The sequence below is a fragment of the Candidatus Vagococcus giribetii genome (assembly GCF_017316185.1).
GTDB classification, from domain to species: domain Bacteria; phylum Bacillota; class Bacilli; order Lactobacillales; family Vagococcaceae; genus Vagococcus; species Vagococcus giribetii.
In genome coordinates, this window is sequence record NZ_JAFLVX010000022.1 from 24,339 (window position 1) to 46,832 (window position 22,494).

19 protein-coding genes are annotated in these 22,494 nt (G+C 35.2%); 7 read left to right on the top strand and 12 right to left on the bottom strand.

The window, feature by feature from the left end; genetic code table 11:
* Positions 1-12: 12 nt before the first annotated feature.
* The 5 genes from lpdA to rapZ form a co-directional block, all read right to left on the bottom strand.
* Positions 13-1,350, bottom strand: coding sequence for a dihydrolipoyl dehydrogenase (gene lpdA / locus DOK76_RS09240; protein WP_206967054.1), 1,338 nt, complete (start codon positions 1,348-1,350; stop codon positions 13-15).
* A gap of 181 nt (positions 1,351-1,531) precedes the next feature.
* Positions 1,532-3,316: a sigma-54-dependent Fis family transcriptional regulator gene (locus DOK76_RS09245; protein WP_206967056.1), complete on the bottom strand. Its 1,785-nt coding sequence runs from the start codon at positions 3,314-3,316 to the stop codon at positions 1,532-1,534.
* Positions 3,317-3,446: 130 nt separating this feature from the next.
* Entirely contained in the window at positions 3,447-4,373 is a 927-nt protein-coding gene (gene whiA, locus DOK76_RS09250) for a DNA-binding protein WhiA (protein WP_206967058.1), read from the bottom strand.
* Between the two features lie 17 nt (positions 4,374-4,390).
* Positions 4,391-5,383 (bottom strand): gluconeogenesis morphogenetic factor MgfK, encoded by a 993-nt coding sequence (gene mgfK, locus DOK76_RS09255; RefSeq protein WP_206967060.1) that lies wholly within the window; start codon positions 5,381-5,383, stop codon positions 4,391-4,393.
* Positions 5,380-6,276, bottom strand: coding sequence for an RNase adapter RapZ (rapZ, locus tag DOK76_RS09260; RefSeq protein ID WP_206967062.1), 897 nt, complete (start codon positions 6,274-6,276; stop codon positions 5,380-5,382). The genes mgfK and rapZ overlap by 4 nt, the downstream gene beginning before the upstream one ends.
* Before the next feature lie 145 nt (positions 6,277-6,421).
* On the opposite strand from rapZ, the gene DOK76_RS09265 reads away from it, so the two are divergent.
* From DOK76_RS09265 to DOK76_RS09275, 3 genes are read left to right on the top strand one after another with little or no spacing between them, the layout of a single operon-like run.
* Positions 6,422-6,790, top strand: a complete 369-nt coding sequence (locus tag DOK76_RS09265; protein ID WP_206967064.1) for a GntR family transcriptional regulator — start codon at positions 6,422-6,424, stop codon at positions 6,788-6,790.
* Positions 6,787-7,635 (top strand): ATP-binding cassette domain-containing protein, encoded by an 849-nt coding sequence (locus DOK76_RS09270; RefSeq protein WP_206967066.1) that lies wholly within the window; start codon positions 6,787-6,789, stop codon positions 7,633-7,635. Before DOK76_RS09265 ends, DOK76_RS09270 begins: the two co-directional genes overlap by 4 nt.
* 9 nt (positions 7,636-7,644) lie before the next feature.
* Positions 7,645-8,376, top strand: a complete 732-nt coding sequence (locus DOK76_RS09275; RefSeq protein WP_206967068.1) for a hypothetical protein — start codon at positions 7,645-7,647, stop codon at positions 8,374-8,376.
* A gap of 69 nt (positions 8,377-8,445) precedes the next feature.
* On the opposite strand, the gene uvrA is transcribed toward DOK76_RS09275, so the two are convergent.
* Together uvrA and uvrB are read right to left on the bottom strand one after the other, a co-directional pair.
* Entirely contained in the window at positions 8,446-11,274 is a 2,829-nt protein-coding gene (gene uvrA, locus DOK76_RS09280; RefSeq protein ID WP_206967070.1) for an excinuclease ABC subunit UvrA, read from the bottom strand.
* A 13-nt stretch (positions 11,275-11,287) separates the two neighbouring features.
* Entirely contained in the window at positions 11,288-13,282 is a 1,995-nt protein-coding gene (gene uvrB / locus DOK76_RS09285; protein WP_206967072.1) for an excinuclease ABC subunit UvrB, read from the bottom strand.
* Positions 13,283-13,443: 161 nt separating this feature from the next.
* Here uvrB and DOK76_RS09290 point away from each other — a divergent pair, with 161 nt between their 5' ends.
* The gene (locus DOK76_RS09290; RefSeq protein WP_206967074.1) at positions 13,444-14,778 is read left to right on the top strand and encodes a C1 family peptidase; all 1,335 of its coding nucleotides are present in this window, start codon (positions 13,444-13,446) and stop codon (positions 14,776-14,778) included.
* A 76-nt stretch (positions 14,779-14,854) separates the two neighbouring features.
* Here the strand turns inward: DOK76_RS09290 and DOK76_RS09295 are convergent, their stop codons facing one another.
* Positions 14,855-15,793: an LCP family glycopolymer transferase gene (locus DOK76_RS09295; protein ID WP_206967076.1), complete on the bottom strand. Its 939-nt coding sequence runs from the start codon at positions 15,791-15,793 to the stop codon at positions 14,855-14,857.
* Between the two features lie 111 nt (positions 15,794-15,904).
* A complete protein-coding gene (locus DOK76_RS09300) occupies positions 15,905-17,086 on the bottom strand; it encodes a MalY/PatB family protein (protein WP_206967078.1) in 1,182 nt (393 codons plus the stop codon).
* A gap of 157 nt (positions 17,087-17,243) precedes the next feature.
* Here DOK76_RS09300 and DOK76_RS09305 point away from each other — a divergent pair, with 157 nt between their 5' ends.
* The 3 genes from DOK76_RS09305 to DOK76_RS09315 are packed head-to-tail and all read left to right on the top strand — an operon-like array spanning position 17,244 to position 19,379.
* The gene (locus tag DOK76_RS09305; protein WP_206967081.1) at positions 17,244-17,465 is read left to right on the top strand and encodes a FeoA family protein; all 222 of its coding nucleotides are present in this window, start codon (positions 17,244-17,246) and stop codon (positions 17,463-17,465) included.
* 4 nt (positions 17,466-17,469) lie between these two features.
* Positions 17,470-18,732 (top strand): ferrous iron transporter B, encoded by a 1,263-nt coding sequence (locus DOK76_RS09310; protein ID WP_206967083.1) that lies wholly within the window; start codon positions 17,470-17,472, stop codon positions 18,730-18,732.
* Between the two features lie 8 nt (positions 18,733-18,740).
* The gene (locus tag DOK76_RS09315) at positions 18,741-19,379 is read left to right on the top strand and encodes a nucleoside recognition domain-containing protein (protein ID WP_206967106.1); all 639 of its coding nucleotides are present in this window, start codon (positions 18,741-18,743) and stop codon (positions 19,377-19,379) included.
* Between the two features lie 73 nt (positions 19,380-19,452).
* Here the strand turns inward: DOK76_RS09315 and asnS are convergent, their stop codons facing one another.
* Genes asnS through DOK76_RS09330 form a run of 3 tightly spaced genes read right to left on the bottom strand, consistent with a single transcriptional unit; the run spans position 19,453 to position 22,464 of the window.
* Entirely contained in the window at positions 19,453-20,751 is a 1,299-nt protein-coding gene (gene asnS / locus DOK76_RS09320) for an asparagine--tRNA ligase (protein ID WP_206967085.1), read from the bottom strand.
* 21 nt (positions 20,752-20,772) lie between these two features.
* Positions 20,773-21,963 (bottom strand): pyridoxal phosphate-dependent aminotransferase, encoded by a 1,191-nt coding sequence (locus DOK76_RS09325; protein ID WP_206967087.1) that lies wholly within the window; start codon positions 21,961-21,963, stop codon positions 20,773-20,775.
* Between the two features lie 21 nt (positions 21,964-21,984).
* On the bottom strand, positions 21,985-22,464 hold the full coding sequence (locus DOK76_RS09330; RefSeq protein WP_206967089.1) for a cell wall elongation regulator TseB-like domain-containing protein: 480 nt from the start codon (positions 22,462-22,464) through the stop codon (positions 21,985-21,987).
* Positions 22,465-22,494 lie beyond the last annotated feature (30 nt).

Sequence of the window (22,494 nt, forward strand, 5' to 3'; positions counted from 1 at the left end):
TCTAATTCCTCCTTAGAAAATCATCTCACTAGCCAACTCACCCATCATTTCTGATAAAGTTGGATGTGCAAATGTCATTTTTTCAATTTCTTCCAAACGTCCCTCAGATTCTTTAGCAGCTAAAATAGTATGAATCATTTCTGTTGCATTGGCTCCGACAATCACTCCTCCTAATAATTCATGATGTTCTTTCTCAGCTATTATTTTGATAAAACCAGTTGTTTCATTACCAGAAATGGCCCGACCATTCGCTGAATAGTTTGTTTTAGATACTAGAATTTCATAACCTTTTTCTTTAGCTTCTTCCTCACTTAAACCAAAACTAGCAATTTCAGGATGGGTGTATACACAACGAGGAATTTGTTCTTTTAATAAAGGTGCTTCTTTCTTACAAAACATGTGTCTCACCGCTTTAATCCCCTCTTTACTAGCAGCATGAGCCAACATAAAACTATCAACAATATCTCCAACAGCATAGATATTATTAATTGAAGTTTGATAGTAACGATTCACCTCAACAAATTTTTGATTCGCTGTTTTAGCAATGTTCAAAGTGTCTAAAATAGATAAATTATTTTTTCTACCTGTCACAACTAACAATTCATCAAATGAAATTGATTGATCCTCTAATTGGATATCAGAATGAGTGACTTCTTTAATCAAGGCACCTTCAATAAGGGTAACGTTCATTTTTTTTAGTTGTTTCTTTATAAGGAGTATTGCTTCCTTATCTTCAGTCATTAATATACTTGGTGCAACTTCTATTACTGAAACCTCCACTCCAAGAGGAGCCATAGCAAAAGCTAACTCAATACCAATGACACCACCGCCTATGATACTTAACTTATTCGGTAATTCTTTTAAATCAAAAAAAGTGTCTGTTGTTAAATAATTCACGGATTCAATCCCCTTTATAGGTGGTACAAAGGGGTTACTTCCTGTTGCTAACAAAATAAAATCTGTATCTAAGACATCATTATTTACAATCACTTCATGCGTTCCGCTTAATCTTGCTTCTCCTTCAATATAATCAATGTTGTGTTGCTTGAATAAGTAATGAATCCCTTGTTGTAGCTGATTCACCACACCATTTTTTCTCTCTACTAATTTGGAGTAGTCAATAGCAGTTAATTGAGTACTAATCCCGAACTGGTTGGCTTCATTTAAACTTTCGATCCAACTGGCATGTTTCAAATAGGCTTTTGAGGGAATGCAGCCAACATTTAAACAAGTACCTCCGATTTTTTCCTTCTCAATGACTGCCACTTTTTGACCTAGTTTTGCGGCTTCTACGGCTGCTACATAACCACCTGGTCCAGCACCAATCACAATCAGATTGTACTTTCTCATAACATCACCTTCCTTTATTAGTCTTACACCTTCTTATAAGCAATAACCGCGCCAACTAAGAAAGCGCTTCAAATAAAACTTTATTGTTTTTAAATTTGTGAAATCGAACAAAAACGTCCCATTCTTGTTGCAACAAAAAAGAGACAGATACAGGTATCCATCTCTCTTAATAACTAATTATTTATTTGTGAATTTGTATTTGATATTTATCAATTTTTCTGTAAAGCGTGCTTCGCGCCATATTTAATTTATCTGCTGTTTGAGTCAGATGATAGTTGGTTTCTTTTAATACATTCATAATTTGCAATCTTTCATCTAGTGACGTGTCTACTTGATGAGTCATTTTTACAGAGCCAATCGAGATTAGCTCTATCACTTCCGTTTTACTTGGTTCAGTAGTTGGAAAATATAAGTGCAAACGCTCAAGAAAATTTTGAAACTCTCTAATATTACCTTGCCATTCAAACTCTTTAGCAATTTCACTAATTTTCACTTTCCAACCTGGTTGCCAGTTTTTTCTTTTACAAAAATCTTCCACTAAAGTATCGAAGTCTTCTTGTCTTTCTCGAAGAGAAGGTAATATCAACGGAATAACATACAAACGATAAAACAAATCTTCCCTAAACTCTCCCGATTTCACTAACTTTTTTAAATCTTTATTACTTGCTGTTACTAATCTAAAATCAACTTCAATTTCTTTATCACTTCCTATTGGAGTAATTTTCTTTTCCTCCAAAGCTCTAAGAAGTGCCACTTGCATCCTTTTCGACATGCTGTCAATTTCATCTAAAAATAAGGTTCCGTGATTAGCCTGTTGAATTTTTCCTTGATACCCAGTTTGACTTGCACCTGTAAAAGCTCCAGAAACATAACCAAATAATTCGCTCTCAAGGAGAGATTCACTTAAAGCACCACAGTTAACAGAAATAAGCTGAGCAAACTGTCGATTACTATTATAATGAATCGTTTTGGCGGAGAGTTCTTTTCCACTTCCGGTCTCCCCATAAATATGAATTGGCAATTCAGACTTAGCAGCTCGTGACAATTGATTTAAAAATTGTTGATAGTCTCTATTTTTTGACGTAATACCAAAACTAATAAAGGAAGGTTCTTTGACTTTCTGTTCTAACTGATAACAAAAACCAATCAATTGATTTTCTTGATACAATTTTTTCTTATGGAATGGTTCGAATTGCTTAGCAAGTGTGTCATTGATAATCTTTCCTTCTATACTGCTATCTAATAAATGATAATCATCTGAAACAGATAGAATTTTTCCATCTAGACCAACCAACACTGATTGTTCGAAAGGTTGATTTAATGCTTCTAAGAACTGTTCTTTCCTTTCAATTAATTGTTTTTCTGCAACTTTATATTGCACATTTTTGGCAATCATTTTTAAGGCGAAAAGAGTGTAATTCGTTTCGCTGAACGCTTCCATAGTAGAGACATTTAAACAAGCAATTACGTTATCATCTCCATCTAAAATAGGTGTTGACGTACATGTAAAGGGATGTGACGCTTCAGAAAAATGCTGAAACCTTTCAACTGTTACACTTTCTAAAGTTCGCAGAGCAATACCAATCGCATTTGTTCCAACTGCTTTTTCAGTCCAGACACTGCCTTCTGAAAAATGAATATTATTAGCTAGATGCCTTGTTTCTTGATGCCCTTCTCGCCATAAAACTACTCCCTCGTTGTTGGTTAAAATAAAAAGTGGTTTTTTAACGTAGAAAAATTCATTTAAACGGTTAATTTCATTCTTTACCGTATTTATCAAAAATGACAGTTCTTGTTTTTTTATTGATAAATCATAGACTGAGATACGTTCTAAACCTTTTTTCGAGTAAGGGTTTACATTATTTTCCATGCAATATGTCCAAGATTCCGCAATATAATCTGGTAGCAGTTCTTCATTGAGTTCGTGTGATTGTACATAGGAATGCCATAAGTCTTTTGTTTTCAATAGCTTCACTCACCCTTCTTATTCACTGTAAGTATATCACCTTTTCACAATCTTTTTTCGTTTTCTATTGCTGATAAAAATAAAAAAACTAGAAAAATAAATTTTCTAGTTTTTCTCTTATAGTCTTTATCTATTCAACGAGCTTTTCAGCGTATTCATTAATCTTTCGAATACGGTGATTAATACCTGATTTTGTGATAGGACCACTTGGTAACATTTCACCCAACTCTTTCAAACTAATTTCTGGGTTTTCTAGTCTCACTTCAGCTACTTCTCTTAGCTTTTCAGGTAGTGAATCAAGTCCGACTTTTTCATCAATTAATTGAATATTTTCAATTTGTTTTTTTGCCGCATCTGCTGTTTTATTCATATTGGCATTTTCACAATTCATTAGTCGATTAACTGAGTTTCTTAAGTCTCTAACAATTCGCACATCTTCAAATTTTAGCATGGCATTAGTCGCACCAACTAGCACTAAAAAGTCCGCAATTTCTTCGGCTCCCTTGAGATAAGTAATGAAACCATTTCGTCTTTCAGCCACACGTCCATTCAACCCATAAAACTGTAACATGTCACATAAATCTTGGCATTGCTCCTCGTACATCGAGTAGATTTCCAAATGATAACGACTTGTTTCAGGATTATTGACAGAGCCTCCTGCTAAAAAGGCACCTCGTAGATAAGATCGCATTTTTTGTTCATTTCCCATAATAGAAGACGAGACACGTGTGTTAAACATGTAACCATCCATGATTTCTAAATCTTCTAATACGCGTTGTGTTTCTTGTTTAAGTCGAACAATGTACACATTATTCTTCTTTAATTTCATTTTTCTTCTGACTAAAAGTTCACTGTTAACACCGTAGTGATCTTTTAATAAAGTAAATAGTCGCCTAGCAATTGCTGCATTTTCCGTTTGAACATTCAAAACAAATTGGCGATTAACTAAGGTTACTGCACCATTCATTCTAATAAGAGCTGCTAATTCTGCTTTAGCATGTTCCTTATGAACTTCTAAGGTGGTCAGTTCTTTTTTCACATCAGATGCAAAAGACATCCTGACTCACTCCTTCTTTAATATTTGGTTCCAAACACTAAACGGAACAACTCTTCCACTACTTTATTGCCATCGTGGAACACACCACCATCTCTAAGCTCTAAAAAGTCAGCTGAAATAACTCGACACTCTTCATCTCTTAAAGATTGGAAATCATGTTTCACTTGTACTAGATATTCATCATAGACTTCAAAATCCATGTAGTCATCTGGTATTGGCTCTGTATTAACTAAAACAGTGTCTACAAACTTCGCATTTAAGTGTTTGTGGAGAACTTTGACATGTTCAGCATCTGAAAAATGTTCTGTTTCCCCTTTTTGGGTCATAATATTACAAATATAGACAACCTCAGCCTCTGATTCTACAATCGCTTGACCTAAATCTTCAATCATTAAATTAGGCAAGATGCTCGTGTATAAACTACCAGGTCCAAGAACAATCATGTCAGCTTCTTTAATCGCTGTCACAACTTTTCTAGCAGCTTTTGGCTTTTCGTCATCATGTGTATTAGTAACATAAACGTAATCGATTTTTTTTCGGTCATCCGCAATTTTAGATTCGCCTTCCACTTCTGAGCCGTCTAAAAATTTAGCATGTAAAGTCAATGATTTTTCTGAAGCAGGGTAAATATGACCATCCACGTGCATAAACTTCGTCAGCAACTGGATAGCATCATACGTGCTTTCTTTCATTTCAGAAAGAGCGGCAATAATTAAATTTCCTATAGTGTGATCTGCTAAAAAATCATCTTCTTTTTTAAAACGGTATTGAAAGATTTTTTCATACATTTGAGGCATGTCAGACAGAGCTACAAGCACATTACGCAAGTCTCCTGGGGGACTCATGTTAATGCTTTCTCGTAACTTACCACTACTGCCTCCATCATCGGCAACTGTTACAACAGCTGTAATATCTGCACTTTGATAGCGCAAGCCATTTAATATCACAGGTAAACCTGTACCACCACCGATGACCACTATCTTAGGTCTTCTTATTCGGTAGGTTTTCATGAGCGGTTCACAGTTTCCTTTCTTTTGGCGATATCCCGATGAGTGATATTTGTTTTGTAATCTTCAGCAATACGTTTACCTAATCGTTCTGTTAAAGCAACTGAGCGGTGTTGCCCACCTGTACAACCAATAGCAATCGTTAAACTCATTTTTCCTTCTTTGATGTAACCAGGTAAAATAGATAGCATTAGTTTTTCGTATTGTTGATAGAAATCTTCTGTCATGTCACTTGCCATTACGTAATCATAAACTGGTTTATCTTTTCCTGTCATAGGACGTAACTCTGCTACGTAATGAGGATTTGGTAAAAAACGAACATCCATAACTACGTCTGCGTCAATTGGCAAACCATATTTAAAACCAAATGAAACCATTTCAACTCTAAAAGTAGAAGTATCATTTGATTTAAAGTTAGCCATAATTTTTTCTCTTAATTCTCTCGGCGCTAGATTGGTCGTATCAATGACCAATTGTGCTTCTGCTTTTAACTCACTTAAAAGCGCACGCTCTTTAATAATTCCTTCTGTTACCAAACCGTCCATAGCTAAGGGATGGGTTCTTCTTGTTTCTTTGTAACGAGAAACTAATTCTTTATCAGATGCTTCTAAGAACATCACTGTTGTATCAACTAATTGTGTGTTTTCAATTTCAACTAACATGCTTTGAATTTCTTCAAAGAAAGCACGTGATCTTAAATCAATAACTAAAGCAATTTTCGTAATTTTTCCTGATTCTTTAATTAATTCCCAGAATTTCGGGATTAATGATGGTGGTAAATTATCAATACAGAAAAATCCCATGTCTTCAAAACTTTGAACAGCAACAGTTTTACCTGCCCCACTCATCCCTGTAATAACAACTAATTGAAGACTATCTATTTGTTTTTCCTTCATCTACTTCACTCCCTATTCTCAATTCATATATTATAGCATACCTGGTGTATCATAACATAGTTATTAAAAATGTTTGACAAATTGACTCTCTGGATATATAGTTAATTACACAAGTAACTAACCAACTATGTAACGAGGTGATTCTATGGAATTTAATTATACAAGCGACAAACCTTTGTTCCAACAAGTCGCTGATCAAATCTCTTTAGGTATTTTAAATGGTGCCTTCCAAGAAGGGAGGCAAATTCCTTCAACGACAGAGATTTCAAAAAGCTATCAGATTAATCCCGCAACAGTCTTAAAGGGTATGAATCTGTTGGTGGACGACGGTTTAATCGAAAAAAAGCGCGGTATTGGTATGTTTGTTTTAGAAGGCGCACAGGAGAAAGTTAGAATGATTAGAAAAGAAGAATTTTTAAAAAATGATGTCTCGCATTTGATAGAAGAAGCTAAAAAGTTAAATATCAACCTTGAAGAATTAATAATCATATTAGAAAGAGGGTATCAATCATGAGTTTAGAGGTGATGAATGTTTCAAAATACTATAAAGATAAAACTGCTTTGAATCAAGCGACCGTTACGTTTAAGCCAAATACAATTTACGGCTTATTAGGTCGTAATGGTGCCGGTAAAAGTACCTTACTTAATATCATTGCTAATCGTAGCATTCCTTCAGAAGGCTCTGTTGATTTAAATAGTACAAGTGTTTTAAACAATGAAGTATTGCTCAATCAAATCTACTTAATGAGTGAAGATAATTTATTCCCGTCTAGTATGAAGATTAAAGACATGTTTCGTATTTCAGAAGGTTTTTATGGCTCCTTTGATTGGGACTTCGCTAAAAAAATGGCAGACTCATTTGAGCTGAACACGAAACAAACCTTCAAAAAGCTTTCTACTGGCTACCGTAGTATTGCTAAACTTATTACTGCACTTTGTGTACCTTGTGATTACATTTTTCTTGATGAGCCTGTCCTAGGCTTAGATGCTACCCACCGTGAACTTTTCTATACCTTCTTAATTGAAACATATGAGGAAAGAAATCGAACTTTCGTTATTTCAACACATTTGATTGAAGAAATCGCGACACTCCTTGAGCATGTCGTTATTATTGAGCAAGGGGAAGTAAAAGTGGATCAAGAGACAGAATCACTCCTTAGACAACACTTTGCTTTATCTGGTCCTAAAAATGAAGTTCTTGACTTTGCAAGTCAGTATACTGTGATTGGAAGTGAGTCACTTGGTGATTATTGCACTGCTTATCTCTCTGGTGATATGCCTAATTCTGTACCAAACAGCTTAAGTATCCAACCAATCAATCTTCAACAATACTTTGTTCAATTAACAAAAAGAAAGTAGGTTTTATCTATGAAACTCTCGACAGCATTTACTTATCGAATGAAATATCAAATGAAATCCTTAGCTTTTTTCTTTAGCTACTTCACTTTCTTTGCTATTTTATTCCCTATAATTGGTATTTTATTTGCAGGAACTGACACGACTGTTAATTCAGACGCCATGTTTGCCTCTTCGATTTTTATCTTTATCATTGCCTATATCGGCGTTAGCTCTGATTTTAAATTGTTCATTCAAAATGGCATGTCCAGAAGCAACATCTTTTTAAGTTACTTGATTTCCAATGTAACGATTTCTGCTTTTCTTGCCAGTGTATTAATCGTGTTTAAACTAATTGCTAACGATTTTTTTACTCAAAAATTAAACATTACTTTGTTTTTTGCTGATGCTTATGCTCAAGACAATCATTGGAAAAGTCTTCTGTTTTTATTTCTCTTTTTCTTATTTAGTGCTTCTCTAGCTTCAGTTGTTGGCACATTTATTGACAGAGTTACTGGATTTAAAAGATTAGTTGTGATTGCAACTGTTGTAATTGTTCCCTTTGTGATTGGGTTGCTTTTACAAATGGGTGGACCGAATTTTCGTTCAAGTGTTTTTAGTTTTCTTAAAAAAATATTAGGTATCTCTACAACTGGTTTAGATATCCTACCTCTTGCTATTACCCTACTTGTTTTAATCACGTTGTTTTCAATCATAACTTATTTATTAAACTATAACCGAGAAATCAGAAGAATTAATGATTAACAAAAAGCGCCTGACTCATAAGTCTTTTCACTTATGGGCAGGCGCTTTTTTTTTCATAATATGTTTACTTTATTCAAAACGTTCCATCACTTCACGTAGGTAGTAACCAGTATAGCTTTCCTCTACTTTTATCACTTCTTCAGGCGTTCCTGTCGTGACAATGGTTCCACCACCATCGCCACCTTCTGGACCTAAATCAATAATATAGTCAGCTGTTTTAATAACATCTAAGTTATGCTCAATCACTAAAACCGTATTGCCTGTATCCACTAATCGAGTTAACACTTCAATCAAACGACTAATATCATCTGCATGCAGACCTGTTGTCGGTTCATCTAAGATATAAAAGTTTTTACCTGATGAACGCTTATGTAATTCACTGGCAAGCTTCATTCGTTGTGCTTCTCCACCAGATAATGTCGTTGCTGATTGACCTAACTTCACATAGCCTAATCCCACATCAACAATAGTCTGCATTTTGCGATGGATTTTAGGAATCGCTTTGAAGAACTCAACAGCTTCTTCTACTGTCATCTCTAAAATTTCTGCAATATTTTTTCCTTTGTATTTCACTTCTAAGGTTTCCGAGTTGTAACGATGTCCATGACAAACTTCACATGGGACGTACACATCTGGTAAAAAGTGCATCTCAATCTTAATAATACCGTCACCACGACAAGACTCACAACGACCGCCTTTAACATTAAAACTAAAGCGTCCTTTTTTGTAACCACGAATTTTGGCTTCATTGGTTTTAGCAAACAAATCTCTAATGTCATCAAAAACACTTGTATAGGTTGCCGGATTACTTCTTGGTGTTCTACCGATTGGACTTTGATCGATATCAATGATTTTTTCGATATCTTCATATCCTGTAATTGATTCATATTTCCCAGGTTTCTCTGAGTTACGATTAATCTTTTGAGCCAGGGCTTTCTTCAAAATCTCATTTACTAAGGTACTCTTACCAGAACCAGAAACACCTGTTACAGCCACAAATTTGCCTAATGGAAAAGCCACATCTAAGTTTTTTAAGTTATTTTCTTTAGCACCTTTGACCACAATTTCTTTTCCGTTACCTTTACGGCGTTTAGTCGGTACAGGAATTTGTTTTTGACCTGATAGGTATTGTCCTGTTAATGAGTTTTTATTTTTTTCCACTTCTTCTGGTGTTCCAGCAGCAATGATTTGACCACCTAATTCCCCTGCTCCTGGACCAATATCAATCAAATAATCAGCAGCTCGCATGGTATCTTCATCATGTTCCACGACAATAAGAGTGTTTCCTAAATCACGCATTTTTTTCAAAGATTCAATCAATCGATTGTTATCTCGCTGATGTAACCCAATAGAAGGCTCATCTAATATGTAAAGGACACCAGATAAGTTAGAACCGATTTGAGTAGCTAAACGGATACGTTGAGCTTCTCCCCCAGAAAGTGTTCCAGCTGAACGACTTAGAGTTAAGTAATTCAGCCCAACGTTTTGTAAGAAACTCAATCGGTCAGTGATTTCCTTTAAAATAGGTTGAGCAATCATTTGCTCTTGCTCACCAAAGGCTAACTCGCCAAAGTAACTAAGAGAATCATTGACAGATAGATTACTAATCTCACCAATATGTTTACCTGATACTTTAACGGACAAAGCTTCCTCATTTAAGCGATACCCATGACATGATGCACAGGTCAACTCTGTCATATAAAGTTTCATTTGTTCTCTAGTGTAATCACTATTTGTTTCATGGTAACGACGTTTAATATTTTTAAGAATCCCTTCAAAAGGAATATCCACGTCTCGAACGCCACCAAATTCATTTTCGTAGTGGAAATGGAACTCATCTCCATTAGAACCTGTCATTAAAATAGCTCGTTGTTCTTCTTCAAACAACTCATAAGGTGTATCAAAATCAATCCCAAATTGTTCACAGGCTTGTTCAAGCATTTGTGGGTAATAATTAGAACTAATCGGATTCCAAGGTGCAATGGCTCCTTCTCGCAAGGTTTTCGTTTTATCTGGAACAACTAAATCCTCATCTACCTCTAGTTTAATACTTAATCCATCACAATCAGGACAAGCACCAAATGGTGTGTTAAAAGAGAATAAACGTGGTTCAATTTCACCTACAGTAAACCCACAATAAGGACAAGCGTAATGCTCACTAAAGAGAATCTCTTCTTGCCCAGACACATCAACTACAGCATAACCTTCAGATAATCTCAGTGCCATTTCAAAAGAGTCAAATAAACGAGAACGTACGCCTTCTTTAATGACAATCCGGTCCACAACAATCTCAATGGAATGTTTTTTATTTTTTTCTAATTCAGGTGTTTCTTCGATGTCATAGATGTCACCATCTACTCTGACACGAACAAACCCCTCTTTTTTAATTTTTTCAAAGACTTTTTTATGTTGGCCTTTTTTCTCTCTTACAACTGGAGCTAAAATCTGAACTTTCGTACGTTCTTCAAATTCTAAGATACGATCCGTCATTTGTTCTGGTGATTGGCTACTAATCTCAGTACCATCATTAGGACAAATCGGATGACCTACTCGCGCATAGAGTAATCGCAAATAATCATTGATTTCAGTGACTGTCCCTACTGTTGAACGTGGGTTTTTACTTGTTGTTTTTTGATCAATGGAGATAGCTGGACTAAGCCCATCGATGCTATCTACATCTGGTTTGTCCATTTGACCTAAAAATTGTCTCGCATAAGCTGACAAACTTTCTACATATCGACGTTGTCCCTCAGCATATAAGGTATCAAATGCAAGGGAGCTTTTCCCTGAGCCTGATAGTCCCGTAATGACAACTAATTTATCTCTTGGAATAGTAACATCTATATTTTTTAAATTATGAGCACGGGCGCCACGAATGACGATTTTATCATTTGCCATAGTATTCCTCCTCTTACTTACCTGACTTTAACTCTAAGAGTGTATCTCTTAAGGTAGCTGCTTTTTCAAAATCTAACTCTTTAGCAGCTTGTTTCATTTGGTTTTCAAGTTCTAATAATAATTCTTTTTTCTCAGCTTTATTAAGAGCTTCATATTTTTGAACAAGACTGATATCTTCTTCCTCTTCTGTCACTTTAGAAATACTGATTAAATCACGAATTTCTTTAATAATCGTTTTTGGTACAATACCATGTTCTTGATTATATGCCTCTTGGATAGCTCTTCTTCGTTTGGTTTCTTCAATAGCTTTTGTCATAGAATCCGTCATTTTGTCAGCATACATAATGACTTTACCATTTTCATTACGAGCAGCTCGACCAATTGTCTGCACAAGAGATCTTTCACTACGTAAGAAACCTTCTTTATCCGCATCTAATATAGCTACTAAGGAAACTTCTGGAACATCAATACCTTCTCGAAGCAAGTTAATCCCAATTAAGACATCGAACTCACCTAATCGCAAATCTCTAATAATTTCTGTTCGCTCTAATGTTTTCACATCACTATGAAGATACTTAACTTTAATTCCTAATTCTTTGAAGTAATCGGTTAAATCTTCTGACATTTTTTTCGTTAAAGTAGTAATGAAGACACGCTCGTTTTTCTCTACTTGCTCGTAAATTTCACCTACTAAATCATCAATTTGTCCCATAATTGGTCGCACTTCTATGTTTGGATCTAAAAGACCTGTTGGACGAATAATTTGTTCAGTCACAAGATCTGTTTGCTCTGCCTCGTATGGTCCTGGAGTAGCTGACACATAAAGGATTTGATTGACATGATCTTCAAATTCTTTTAATTGCAGTGGCCGATTGTCTAATGCACTAGGTAATCTAAAGCCATAATCAACTAACATTTGTTTTCTTGCTCTATCTCCGTTATACATCCCACGAATTTGCGGTATAGTCACATGAGATTCATCTACCATAATCAGGAAATCATCTGGGAAGAAATCGATTAACGTGTATGGTGCTTCGCCTTCTTTTCGTCCTTCCATCTGTCTAGAGTAGTTTTCAATCCCTGAACAGTAACCCATTTCACGCATCATTTCGATGTCGTAATTTGTTCGTTGTTCCAGTCTTTGCGCTTCTAATAGTTTTTCTTCACTTCTTAATTCTTTTAATCGCCCTTCAAGTTCGATTTCAATTCTACCAATGGCTTCTTCCATTTGTTCTTCATTCGTAACAAAGTGAGTTGCTGGGAAAATCGCCACGTGTTCTGTATCAGACATAACTTCACCGGTTAAGGCATTAAATTCTCTGATTCGGTCAATCTCATCTCCAAAGAATTCAACACGTAAGGCTAATTCATCTCTTGAGGCTAAAAAGATTTCTACTACGTCACCTCTGACACGGAAACGACCACGTTGAAAATCTATGTCGTTTCGGTCAAATTGAATATCCACTAGGGCTCTCAATAATTGATCTCTTTCCATTTCCATACCAACACGTAAAGAAAGAACTTGTTCTTGGTATTCTTTCGGATCTCCTAAACCATAAATACAAGACACAGACGCTACAACAATCACATCATTTCTTTCCAATAAAGAACTGGTTGCCGAGTGTCTTAATTTATCGATTTCATCGTTGACACTTGAATCCTTTTCGATATAAGTATCACTTGAAGGCACGTAAGCTTCTGGTTGATAGTAATCATAATAACTAACAAAATACTCTACAGCGTTGTTTGGGAAAAATTCTTTAAACTCACTGTAGAGCTGTCCAGCTAATGTTTTGTTGTGGGCTATGATTAAAGTCGGTTTGTTAACTTCTTTGATCACATTTGACATCGTAAATGTCTTACCAGATCCCGTTACCCCAAGAAGAGTTTGGGCTTTTTCTTTTTTATTAATATTGGCTACAATTTGTTTTATGGCTTCTGGTTGATCTCCAGAAGGCTGATATTTAGAGACCAAATCAAAGGTATAATCCGTGCGTCGTTCTATCATCTTATTTTCTCCTTTGCTCATCTTCTGACTGTTTTATTTTACCATAGCGAACATATTTTCGCCAATTGTAACTATTTAGTTTTGCGTAATATTGTCAATTTTATTACAATAGGAGTACAATTGATAACAAGCTTTATATTCTAGAAAGGATGACCCCATTTATGTCAAAAGAAATATCATTTAGTCAAATCAAATCGTACAAAGAATCTTTTTACAGCCAACCAAGTCACTTAATTAGCCAACGCGCTGTGATGAAAAATGGGATTCTCGCTTCATCAGAAAACCAACAGTCAACTGTTATTAACAATCCAGTCTTTTCAATTGATTTAGACACAGGAAAAGTAGCCAACCAAAAACAAAGTGGTCGTTGTTGGATGTTTGCAGCTCTTAATACTTTCCGTCATCACATTGAACACACTTTTGAGATTAAAGATTTCGAGTTATCTCAAAATTTTACTTTTTTCTGGGACAAATTTGAAAAAGCTAATTATTTCTACGAAAATATTTTAGCCACAGCTGTGGAACCATTAGAAAGTCGTAAAGTAGCTTTCTTACTTCAAACACCTCAACAAGACGGTGGACAATGGGATATGTTAGTTGCTATTATCCAAAAATATGGTATCGTGCCAAAATCAGTTATGCCTGAAACTTTCAGTAGTTCTCAAAGTCGTGATTTAAACACTTTCCTCAATAAAAAATTAAGAAAAGATGCTATTACGTTACGTTCTTTAGTTGAAAAAGAAGCTAGCGAAGAAGAAATTAATCAAACAAAAGCAAGTATGTTACAAGAAATCTATAACTTACTTGCCACATCTCTTGGTACACCACCAACTAATTTTGATTTTTCTTATGTTGATACAGATGGTAATTACCAACTAAAAAGAAACTTAACACCTCAATTATTCTATGATGAATTCGTTGGACGTAATTTATCAGATTATGTGAGTGTAATTAACGCTCCTACAGCAGACAAACCATATAATGAGCTTTACACTGTTGAAATGCTCGGTAATGTAGTAGGTGGAAAAGAAGTTCGTCATTTAAATGTTGATATTGACACATTTAAAAACTTAGCTATTGATCAATTAAAAATGGGAGAAGCTGTTTGGTATGGTTGTGATGTAGGCCAATCTTCTACAAGAGATTCTGGTATTATGGCAACTGATATCTATAGTGTCGAAGAAACCTTAGATATTGACTACTCTATGACCAAAGCAGAACGTCTTGACTACGGAGAAAGCCTAATGACTCACGCTATGGTATTAACTGGTGTTGACCTTGTTGAAGGTAAACCAACAAAATGGAAAGTTGAAAATAGCTGGGGCGATAAAGTTGGCTCAAAAGGTTATTTCGTTATGAGTGATGATTGGTTAAACGAATATACCTACCAAATCGTAGTAAACAAACGCTATTTATCTGAAGAATTACTTGCTATTGTTGAAGCAGACAAAGCAACTGTTCTTGCTCCTTGGGATCCAATGGGTGCTCTAGCATAAATCAAAACAAAAAGAGGAAAACGCCTGTGCGTCTTCCTCTTTTCTTTATTAGTCAGGTATAAAAAGTTTGCTCTATCTATTGTTTACCTAATTGTTGTTTTAATAATAACTGAACACGAGCTAGCTCCTCCTCAGGAATTACTTGGTAAGAAACTTCATCAATCATTTCACCGTTACCATGTAATGTTTCTTCATCAATAGTTGTGAAACAATTGCGGTAATCCATAGCAATTTTAAACATTTCATCCGGTTCTAAATCTGTTTTCATATTTTCTTCAATTGCTTTTAAAATTTGTTTGTATTTTGTCACACCATTAAAACTTAAGGCTTGTTCTGCAATAGCACCAATAACTTCTTGTTGTCGAACTTGACGACCATAGTCACCATTTGGATCTTCATAACGCATTCTTGTGTAGGCTAAAGCCTCTTCACCATTTAGTGTGTTTTTACCTTGAGGGAATTTAAAGCCATCTTGTTCGAACTCAAATTTGTTATTAACTTCCACGCCACCAACAGCATTTACTAAATCTTCAAAACCTTCCATGTTGATCCAAATATAGTGATCTAACTCCATATCTAAAAATTTATCCATTGAATCCATAGCCATTTTTTCTTGACCATGAGCATAGGCATGAGCCGCTTTTTCAACTGTTCCAAACCCTACCATCTCCATACGAGTATCACGTGGAATACTAACAAGAGTTGTTTTACTTTCTTTTGGATTCACAGTAGCAACTAAAATCGTATCAGATCTTCCGACATCATTTCGTCCAAATTCACCTGTATCTAAACCAAGTAATAATACTGAGAAAGGCTCGCCATCCATGACTGTTGTTGTATCAACACGGCCTTCTACCGGTTTACTTACTTTATTTGCTGTACTTTTAACATCAAAATAGGTTTTCCCTAAAAAAGTACCAATCCCTAGTAACATTACTAATAAAACACCAGCTAATATAAGAACGATTTTTTTCAGAGGATTCTTTTTATTTCTACTTCTTTTACGATTTTCCATAATTCATCTCCTATAAATAACAATTTAAAACAAGTCTAGCATAGTCATTATATAAAAACTATGTTAAATAAATTAGATTTAAAGAATCTTAAGGTTTTAAAATAACAAGTTTTATTTGTTCTTTAATACCTTGACTAGTTTATTCATTGCTTCCTCGATGTTCTCAGTTTTAGTTGCTAAATTAATTCGAATACAAGTAGCACTATGCGTATCAAACCATTCACCATAGTCAATTGCGATACCAACCTTGTTTTCCATCATATCAACTAGTTCTTCTTTTTCGAGGTAATAGGATAAGTCAATCCATGCTAAATAGGTTGCTTCTTTATTCGTAATAATAACATGAGGTAGTTCTTTTTCTAAAATTGATTTCATTGTTTCAAAGTTATGTTCAATAACATTGATTAAATCATCTACCCAGTCTTCTCCATAAGTATAAGCTGCTTCTGTGGCTATCATTCCCATAACGCTAACAGAACTACCTATCCCTTTATCCAAATAATCATCAAAGGTTTGTCGATGGCTCTCATTTGGAATAATCACATGAGAGTGAAGTAAACTAGCTAAATTAAAGGTTTTAGAGGGTGCTGATAAGACAAATAAATCCTCTAAGAATTCTTCAGAAACAGATAAAGCACTTAAAAATGAACGACCTGGTTGAATAAAATCTTGATGAATCTCATCTGAAATTATTTTGACCTGATGTTTCTGACAAATAGTAAACAAAGCTAGTAATTCTTCTTGACTCCATACTCGACCAACTGGGTTGTGGGGAGAACAATGTAGGAAGATTTTCACTTGATTCTCAACGATTTTTTTCTCAAAATCATCTAAATCTACTGTGTAGTAACCATCTGTATTAACTAAATTTGACACGACTAATTGGCGATTATTATTTTTCACCGCATCAAAGAAAGGATAGTATACAGGAGCTAAAATTAAGACACTCTCTTCCGGTTGGGTAAAGCTTTGAATTAAGTAATTAAAGGAGTTAACAACCCCTGTTGTAAAACGAACCCACTCTTGTTTTAAATCAATATTATGACGTTTTTTTTGCCAATTTATAAAGGCCTCATAATACTCATCTTCCACTAAAGAGTAACCAAACACACCATGACTCACACGTTCTGCTAGTTTTTCTTGCACTTTTTCAGGTACTTTAAAATCCATATCCGCTACCCATAATGGTAATAAGTCTGATTTTGTATATGTTTCTGATAACCCATCCCACTTAACAGAATGAGTTGATTTTCGATCAACATAATACCTTTCAATAAATTCTTTTACTAACATTTCACAACCTCCTCCTTTTGTCCATAAACCTATTATATCGAACTTCTATGTTTTTTTAAATCTAATAAGTCTTTCATTTTGATTGCTTGTTGAATTTTTAACAAATTAAGTTTATAATAAAAAAAGATTTAGGTTTACCTAAAAAGGAGGTAAGTTCATGAATTTACTAACAATAAAAACAGATGAAGAAGTTATTGTAGATAAAATTACACATCCTGACGAAGAAATGAAGAGACGATTACTAGACTTAGGCTTCTATCAAGGAACCCCCATAAAGAAGGTATTAGTCAGTCCTAAGGGAGATCCTATTGCTTATCGTGTTAGAGGAACAACCATCGCCCTTCGAAACAGTGATGCACAATACATTGAGGTGAAATAACAATATGGAAACAAAAACAGAAGAATTTATCATTCAAAGAAAAAATGACACTGACAGAGTCATCACCTTAGCTGGAAATCCTAATGTAGGTAAAAGTTCAATTTTTAACGAACTGACAGGTTTAAGACAACATACAGGAAACTGGCCAGGAAAAACCGTTGATCTTGCTCAAGGGCACTATCAACACAACTCTCAAGGATATGTTATCGTTGATTTACCAGGTACCTATTCCTTAATGGCGCACTCTCAAGAAGAGGAAGTCGCACGAGATTTTATCCAATCCACCCAATCAGAAGCAACAGTGGTTGTTTGTGATGCTACTAGTCTTGAGAGAAACTTGAATCTCGTTTTACAAATTATGCAAATCACACCAAAAGTAGTTGTTTGCGTTAATTTACTTGATGAAGCAAACAAGAAAAAAATATCAATTAACCTGCCTAAACTTCAAGAATTATTAGGCGTACCAGTAGTTGGGACTTCTGCAGTCAAAAAGCAAGGTCTAACAGAGTTAATGGATCAAGTGGACCAAGTTATCTCAGGAGAAACAACAGCTAATCCCTTTATGATTGATGCCTTAAAACAGCTTCATGACGATCCTGAAACAGAAGTATTAGCTTTACTTGACCGAGCCTCTGTTATTGCTCAAGACGTGATTACATTTGGTAATGAAGATTTTGATAAAAAAGACCGTGTTCTTGATAAAATTCTCACCCAAAAAAGCACAGGTATTCCAATCATGATTCTTTTATTAATGCTCATTTTTTGGTTTACTATTGTTGGTGCAGATGGTCCATCTGACTTTTTAGCCGATCATTTCAATCGATTTGGTAATTGGCTAACTCAAGTAGCTACTGCTATCCACATGCCTGTCATGCTTCAATCTGTTTTAATTGATGGTATCTATAAAGTTCTCTCAACAGTTGTCGCAGTTATGCTACCACCTATGGCTATTTTCTTTCCAATCTTCACCTTGTTAGAAGACTTTGGTTATTTACCACGTGTAGCTTTTAACTTAGATAAATACTTTCAAAAAGCAGGCGCTTGCGGGAAACAAGCCTTAACTATGTGTATGGGATTTGGCTGTAACGCAGCAGGCGTTGTTGGTGCTAGAATCATTGATTCACCAAGGGAGAGACTTATTGCTATTATTACAAATAATTTTGTACCTTGTAACGGGCGCTTTCCTATTTTAATTGCTGTTATTACCATGTTTTTTGCAGGTACAACTGCTGGCTTAGGGGTTCTCTTAAATCTGCAGCATTCTTAACGGGTGTCATTCTATTAGGTGTTGTTTCCACTATTTGGGTCTCTAGACTACTTTCAAAGACCATTTTAAAAGGAATACCTTCATCCTTTACTTTAGAGCTTCCACCTTACAGAAAGCCACAAATTGGGCAAGTGATTGTTCGGTCAATCTTTGATAGAACTTTATTTGTATTATGGCGTGCCATTATTGTTGCTGCTCCAGCAGGATTAGTTATTTGGATTTTAGCGAATATTACAGTAGGTGATTTATCAATATTACAACACATTACTGGTTTTATTGACCCATTTGCTAAACTTATGGGCTTAGATGGAACTATCTTAATGGCCTTTATTCTTGGTTTACCAGCCAATGAAATTGTTATTCCCATTATGATTATGGGTTATATGGCGACAAGTACCATTACTGACTATAGTTCTTTAAATGAATTCTATCAATTACTAGTTGCTAATGGTTGGACTTGGTTAACAGCCATGAACGTCCTATTATTTACAATCTATCATTGGCCATGTTCAACTACGCTAATTACCATCTATAAAGAAACAAAGAGTAAGAAATGGACATTTATATCCTTTATTGTACCAACTTTGATTGGTGTAGGGATTACTATGCTGACAACACTCGTTGCTCATCTATTTCATTTAGTCTAAAAAAGGAGTTACGATATCAATTTAAACTGATGTCGTAACTCCTTTTTATTTATTAATACTTTTCAACTCATTTTTATGGGTAAATACGGTGTAATAAACGAGGGAATGGACTTGCTTCACGGACATGCTCAATACCACATACCCAAGTCACTGTTCTTTCAAGACCTAAACCAAAGCCTGAGTGAGGAACTGGACCATATTTTTGTAAATCTAAGTACCATTCATAATCTTTACGGTCTAAACCGTCTTTTTCAATTTGCTCTAATAGGTAATCAAAGCCAATCGCACGTTCACTACCACCAATGATTTCTCCGTAACCTTCTGGAGCGATCATATCCGCACGAATAACAACATCATCTCTTGTTGGATGTGGTTTCATGTAGAATGGACTCATTGATTTTGGATAGTTTAAAATGAAGACTGGTTTTTCATAATGGTTAGCGATAAATGTTTCATGTGGAGATCCAAAGTCATCTCCCCAAGTAATATCTTCAAAACCATTTTGTTGTAATAATTCAACTGCTTCATCATAAGAGATACGTGGGAATGGTAATACTGTGTATTTTTTAAGTAACTCTTTGTCACGTCCTAAAACGTCTAAAGCGTAATCACAGTTTTCTAAAACTTTCTCAATCATGAAAGCCACGTATTTTTCTTGAATTTCTAAACTTTCTTCTTGAGTGACAAAAGCCATTTCAGGTTCCATCATCCAAAATTCAGTTAAATGACGACGTGTTTTAGATTTTTCTGCTCTAAAAGTTGGTCCAAATGAGAATACTTTACCAAAAGCCATTGCTGCAGCTTCTAAGTATAATTGGCCTGTTTGTGACAAGTAAGCAGGATCTCCAAAGTAATCTGTTTCAAATAACTCTGTTGTTCCTTCTGGCGCGCTACTTGTTAAAATAGGTGGATCAATTTTAATAAAGTTACGTTCGTTAAAGAACTCATAAGTCGCACGAATTAATTCGTTACGAACTTGCATAATCGCATGTTGTTTTGAAGAACGTAACCATAAATGACGGTGATCCATTAAAAAGTCAGTTCCATGTTCTTTTGGTGTAATTGGGTAGTCTTGACTTTCGCCAACTACTTCAATACCAGTAATTCCGATTTCATAACCAAATTTAGAACGTGTATCTTCTCTAATTTCTCCTGTAATGATGACTGATGTTTCTTGATTCAGACCTTTAGCTAAATCAAATAACTCCTCACCAACCTCATTCTTCACAACAACCCCTTGGAAGAAGGCTGAGCCATCTCTTAAATTTAAGAAAGCAATCTTTCCACTTGAACGCTTATTAGCAATCCAAGCACCGATTTTAACTGTTTCTCCTACATGATTCTTTGAATCAATAATCTGTATTGTTTTCATTCCAACTCTCCATCCATACACTTATTTTTTTGCTTTTTTCTCAATAAACATCGCAATTTGATCAACAGATTTATCCAATGTCTCTAGATCTGTAGCGTAACTTAACCGGATATGACGATCTGTTCCAAAGCCTTCTCCTGTAACGACTGCTACATGAGCTTCTTCTAACAAATCATTTACCCAATTAGTGACATTATCGTAACCACAATTCACTAAACATTCACTAATATCTGGATATAAATAGAAAGCGCCTTGAGGCTTGTCTAATTTGAATCCTGGTAAGTCACTAATTCGTTGATAAAAATGATTCAGGCGTTCTTCAAAAACTTGACGCATTTTTTCAACTTCTGCTTGATCTCCTGACAGAGCTTCAAGAGCTGCATATTGGCTAACTGCTGTTGGATTGCTTGTTGCTTGAGAGGCAATTTTAGTCATTTGAGAAATAATTTGTTTATCTCCCAAAGCATAACCAATTCGCCACCCCGTCATGGCATAACTCTTTGATACGCCATTAATAACAAGAGTTTGATTTTTAATCTCCTCTGACAAAGTCGCGATTGGCGTAAAGACATTCCCATTATAAACTAGTTTCCCGTAAATATCATCGGCTACTATTAAAATATTATGTTTAACTGCCCAATTTCCTATTTTCTCTAGCTCATCGGCTGTATAAATAGCTCCTGTTGGGTTACATGGCGAATTTAAGATAAAGGCTTTTGTTTTATCTGTGGTTGCTTTTTCTAAGTCTTCAACGGTTACTTTAAACCCATTATCTTGATGACCTTCAACAAAGACAGACTTACCTTCTGCTAATTCAACTTGAGCGTCATAACTAACCCAATAAGGAATTGGAATAATCACTTCATCTCCTGGGTTCAAAATGGTTTGGAATAAGGCGTAGAGTATAAATTTAGCTCCTGTTCCAACCATCACTTCATTAGACTTATAAGTAATACCGTAATCAATCTCAGTTCGTTTCACAATACTATCAATTAAGGCAGGAATTCCTGCCACTGGTGTATAGTAGCTAGCACGCCCGTCTTCTATCGAAGCAATCGCTGCTTGTTGAATATTTTTGGGAGTGGCAAAATCTGGCTCACCTAGAGTTAAACTTAACACGTCCACCCCTTGTTCTTTTAACGCCTTTGCTTTTGCTGCTGCTGCTAAAGTTGCTGATGGTTTAAGGCGAGACACCCGATTTGATACTTCCATTAAAACCCCTCCTACAAATGATTAACTAATTTTATTGACAATATCTCCTGTTTTGAAATCAACTAGATAGTAATTCGTCTGTTTCTCATGACTCTCTGCCACAACTTCCCAAACAGGTTTTTCTTGATACAATCCTAACGAGATTTTTTTGATTTTTCGATTCTCTTTTAAATCAAGAACTTTTTGAATCGCCTCATTGTCATCAACCCCGTCTTTTGCGTTCATAACAACTGCCTCTTCACCGTCTTGAGGTAAAAAGACCACTTTTTCTTCACTTTTATCATTATAGCCAACGACTGTAAAATAAGTTTTTTCTCTGGTAAACCAATAGAAATCTTCTACTTGAGTAATTCCTGCCACTTCTTCAGATACTTTGATACCTTGTTTCTTGGCTTTCCTCATTGGGGAAGCTGATTGGATTAGTACAATACTAATCAAGACAATCGTTAAAATCAAGACTAAACTAATTATTTTTAGCTGACGATTATATTTTCTATTCACTTCATCTTCCCTCATTTCATTTGTCCTATT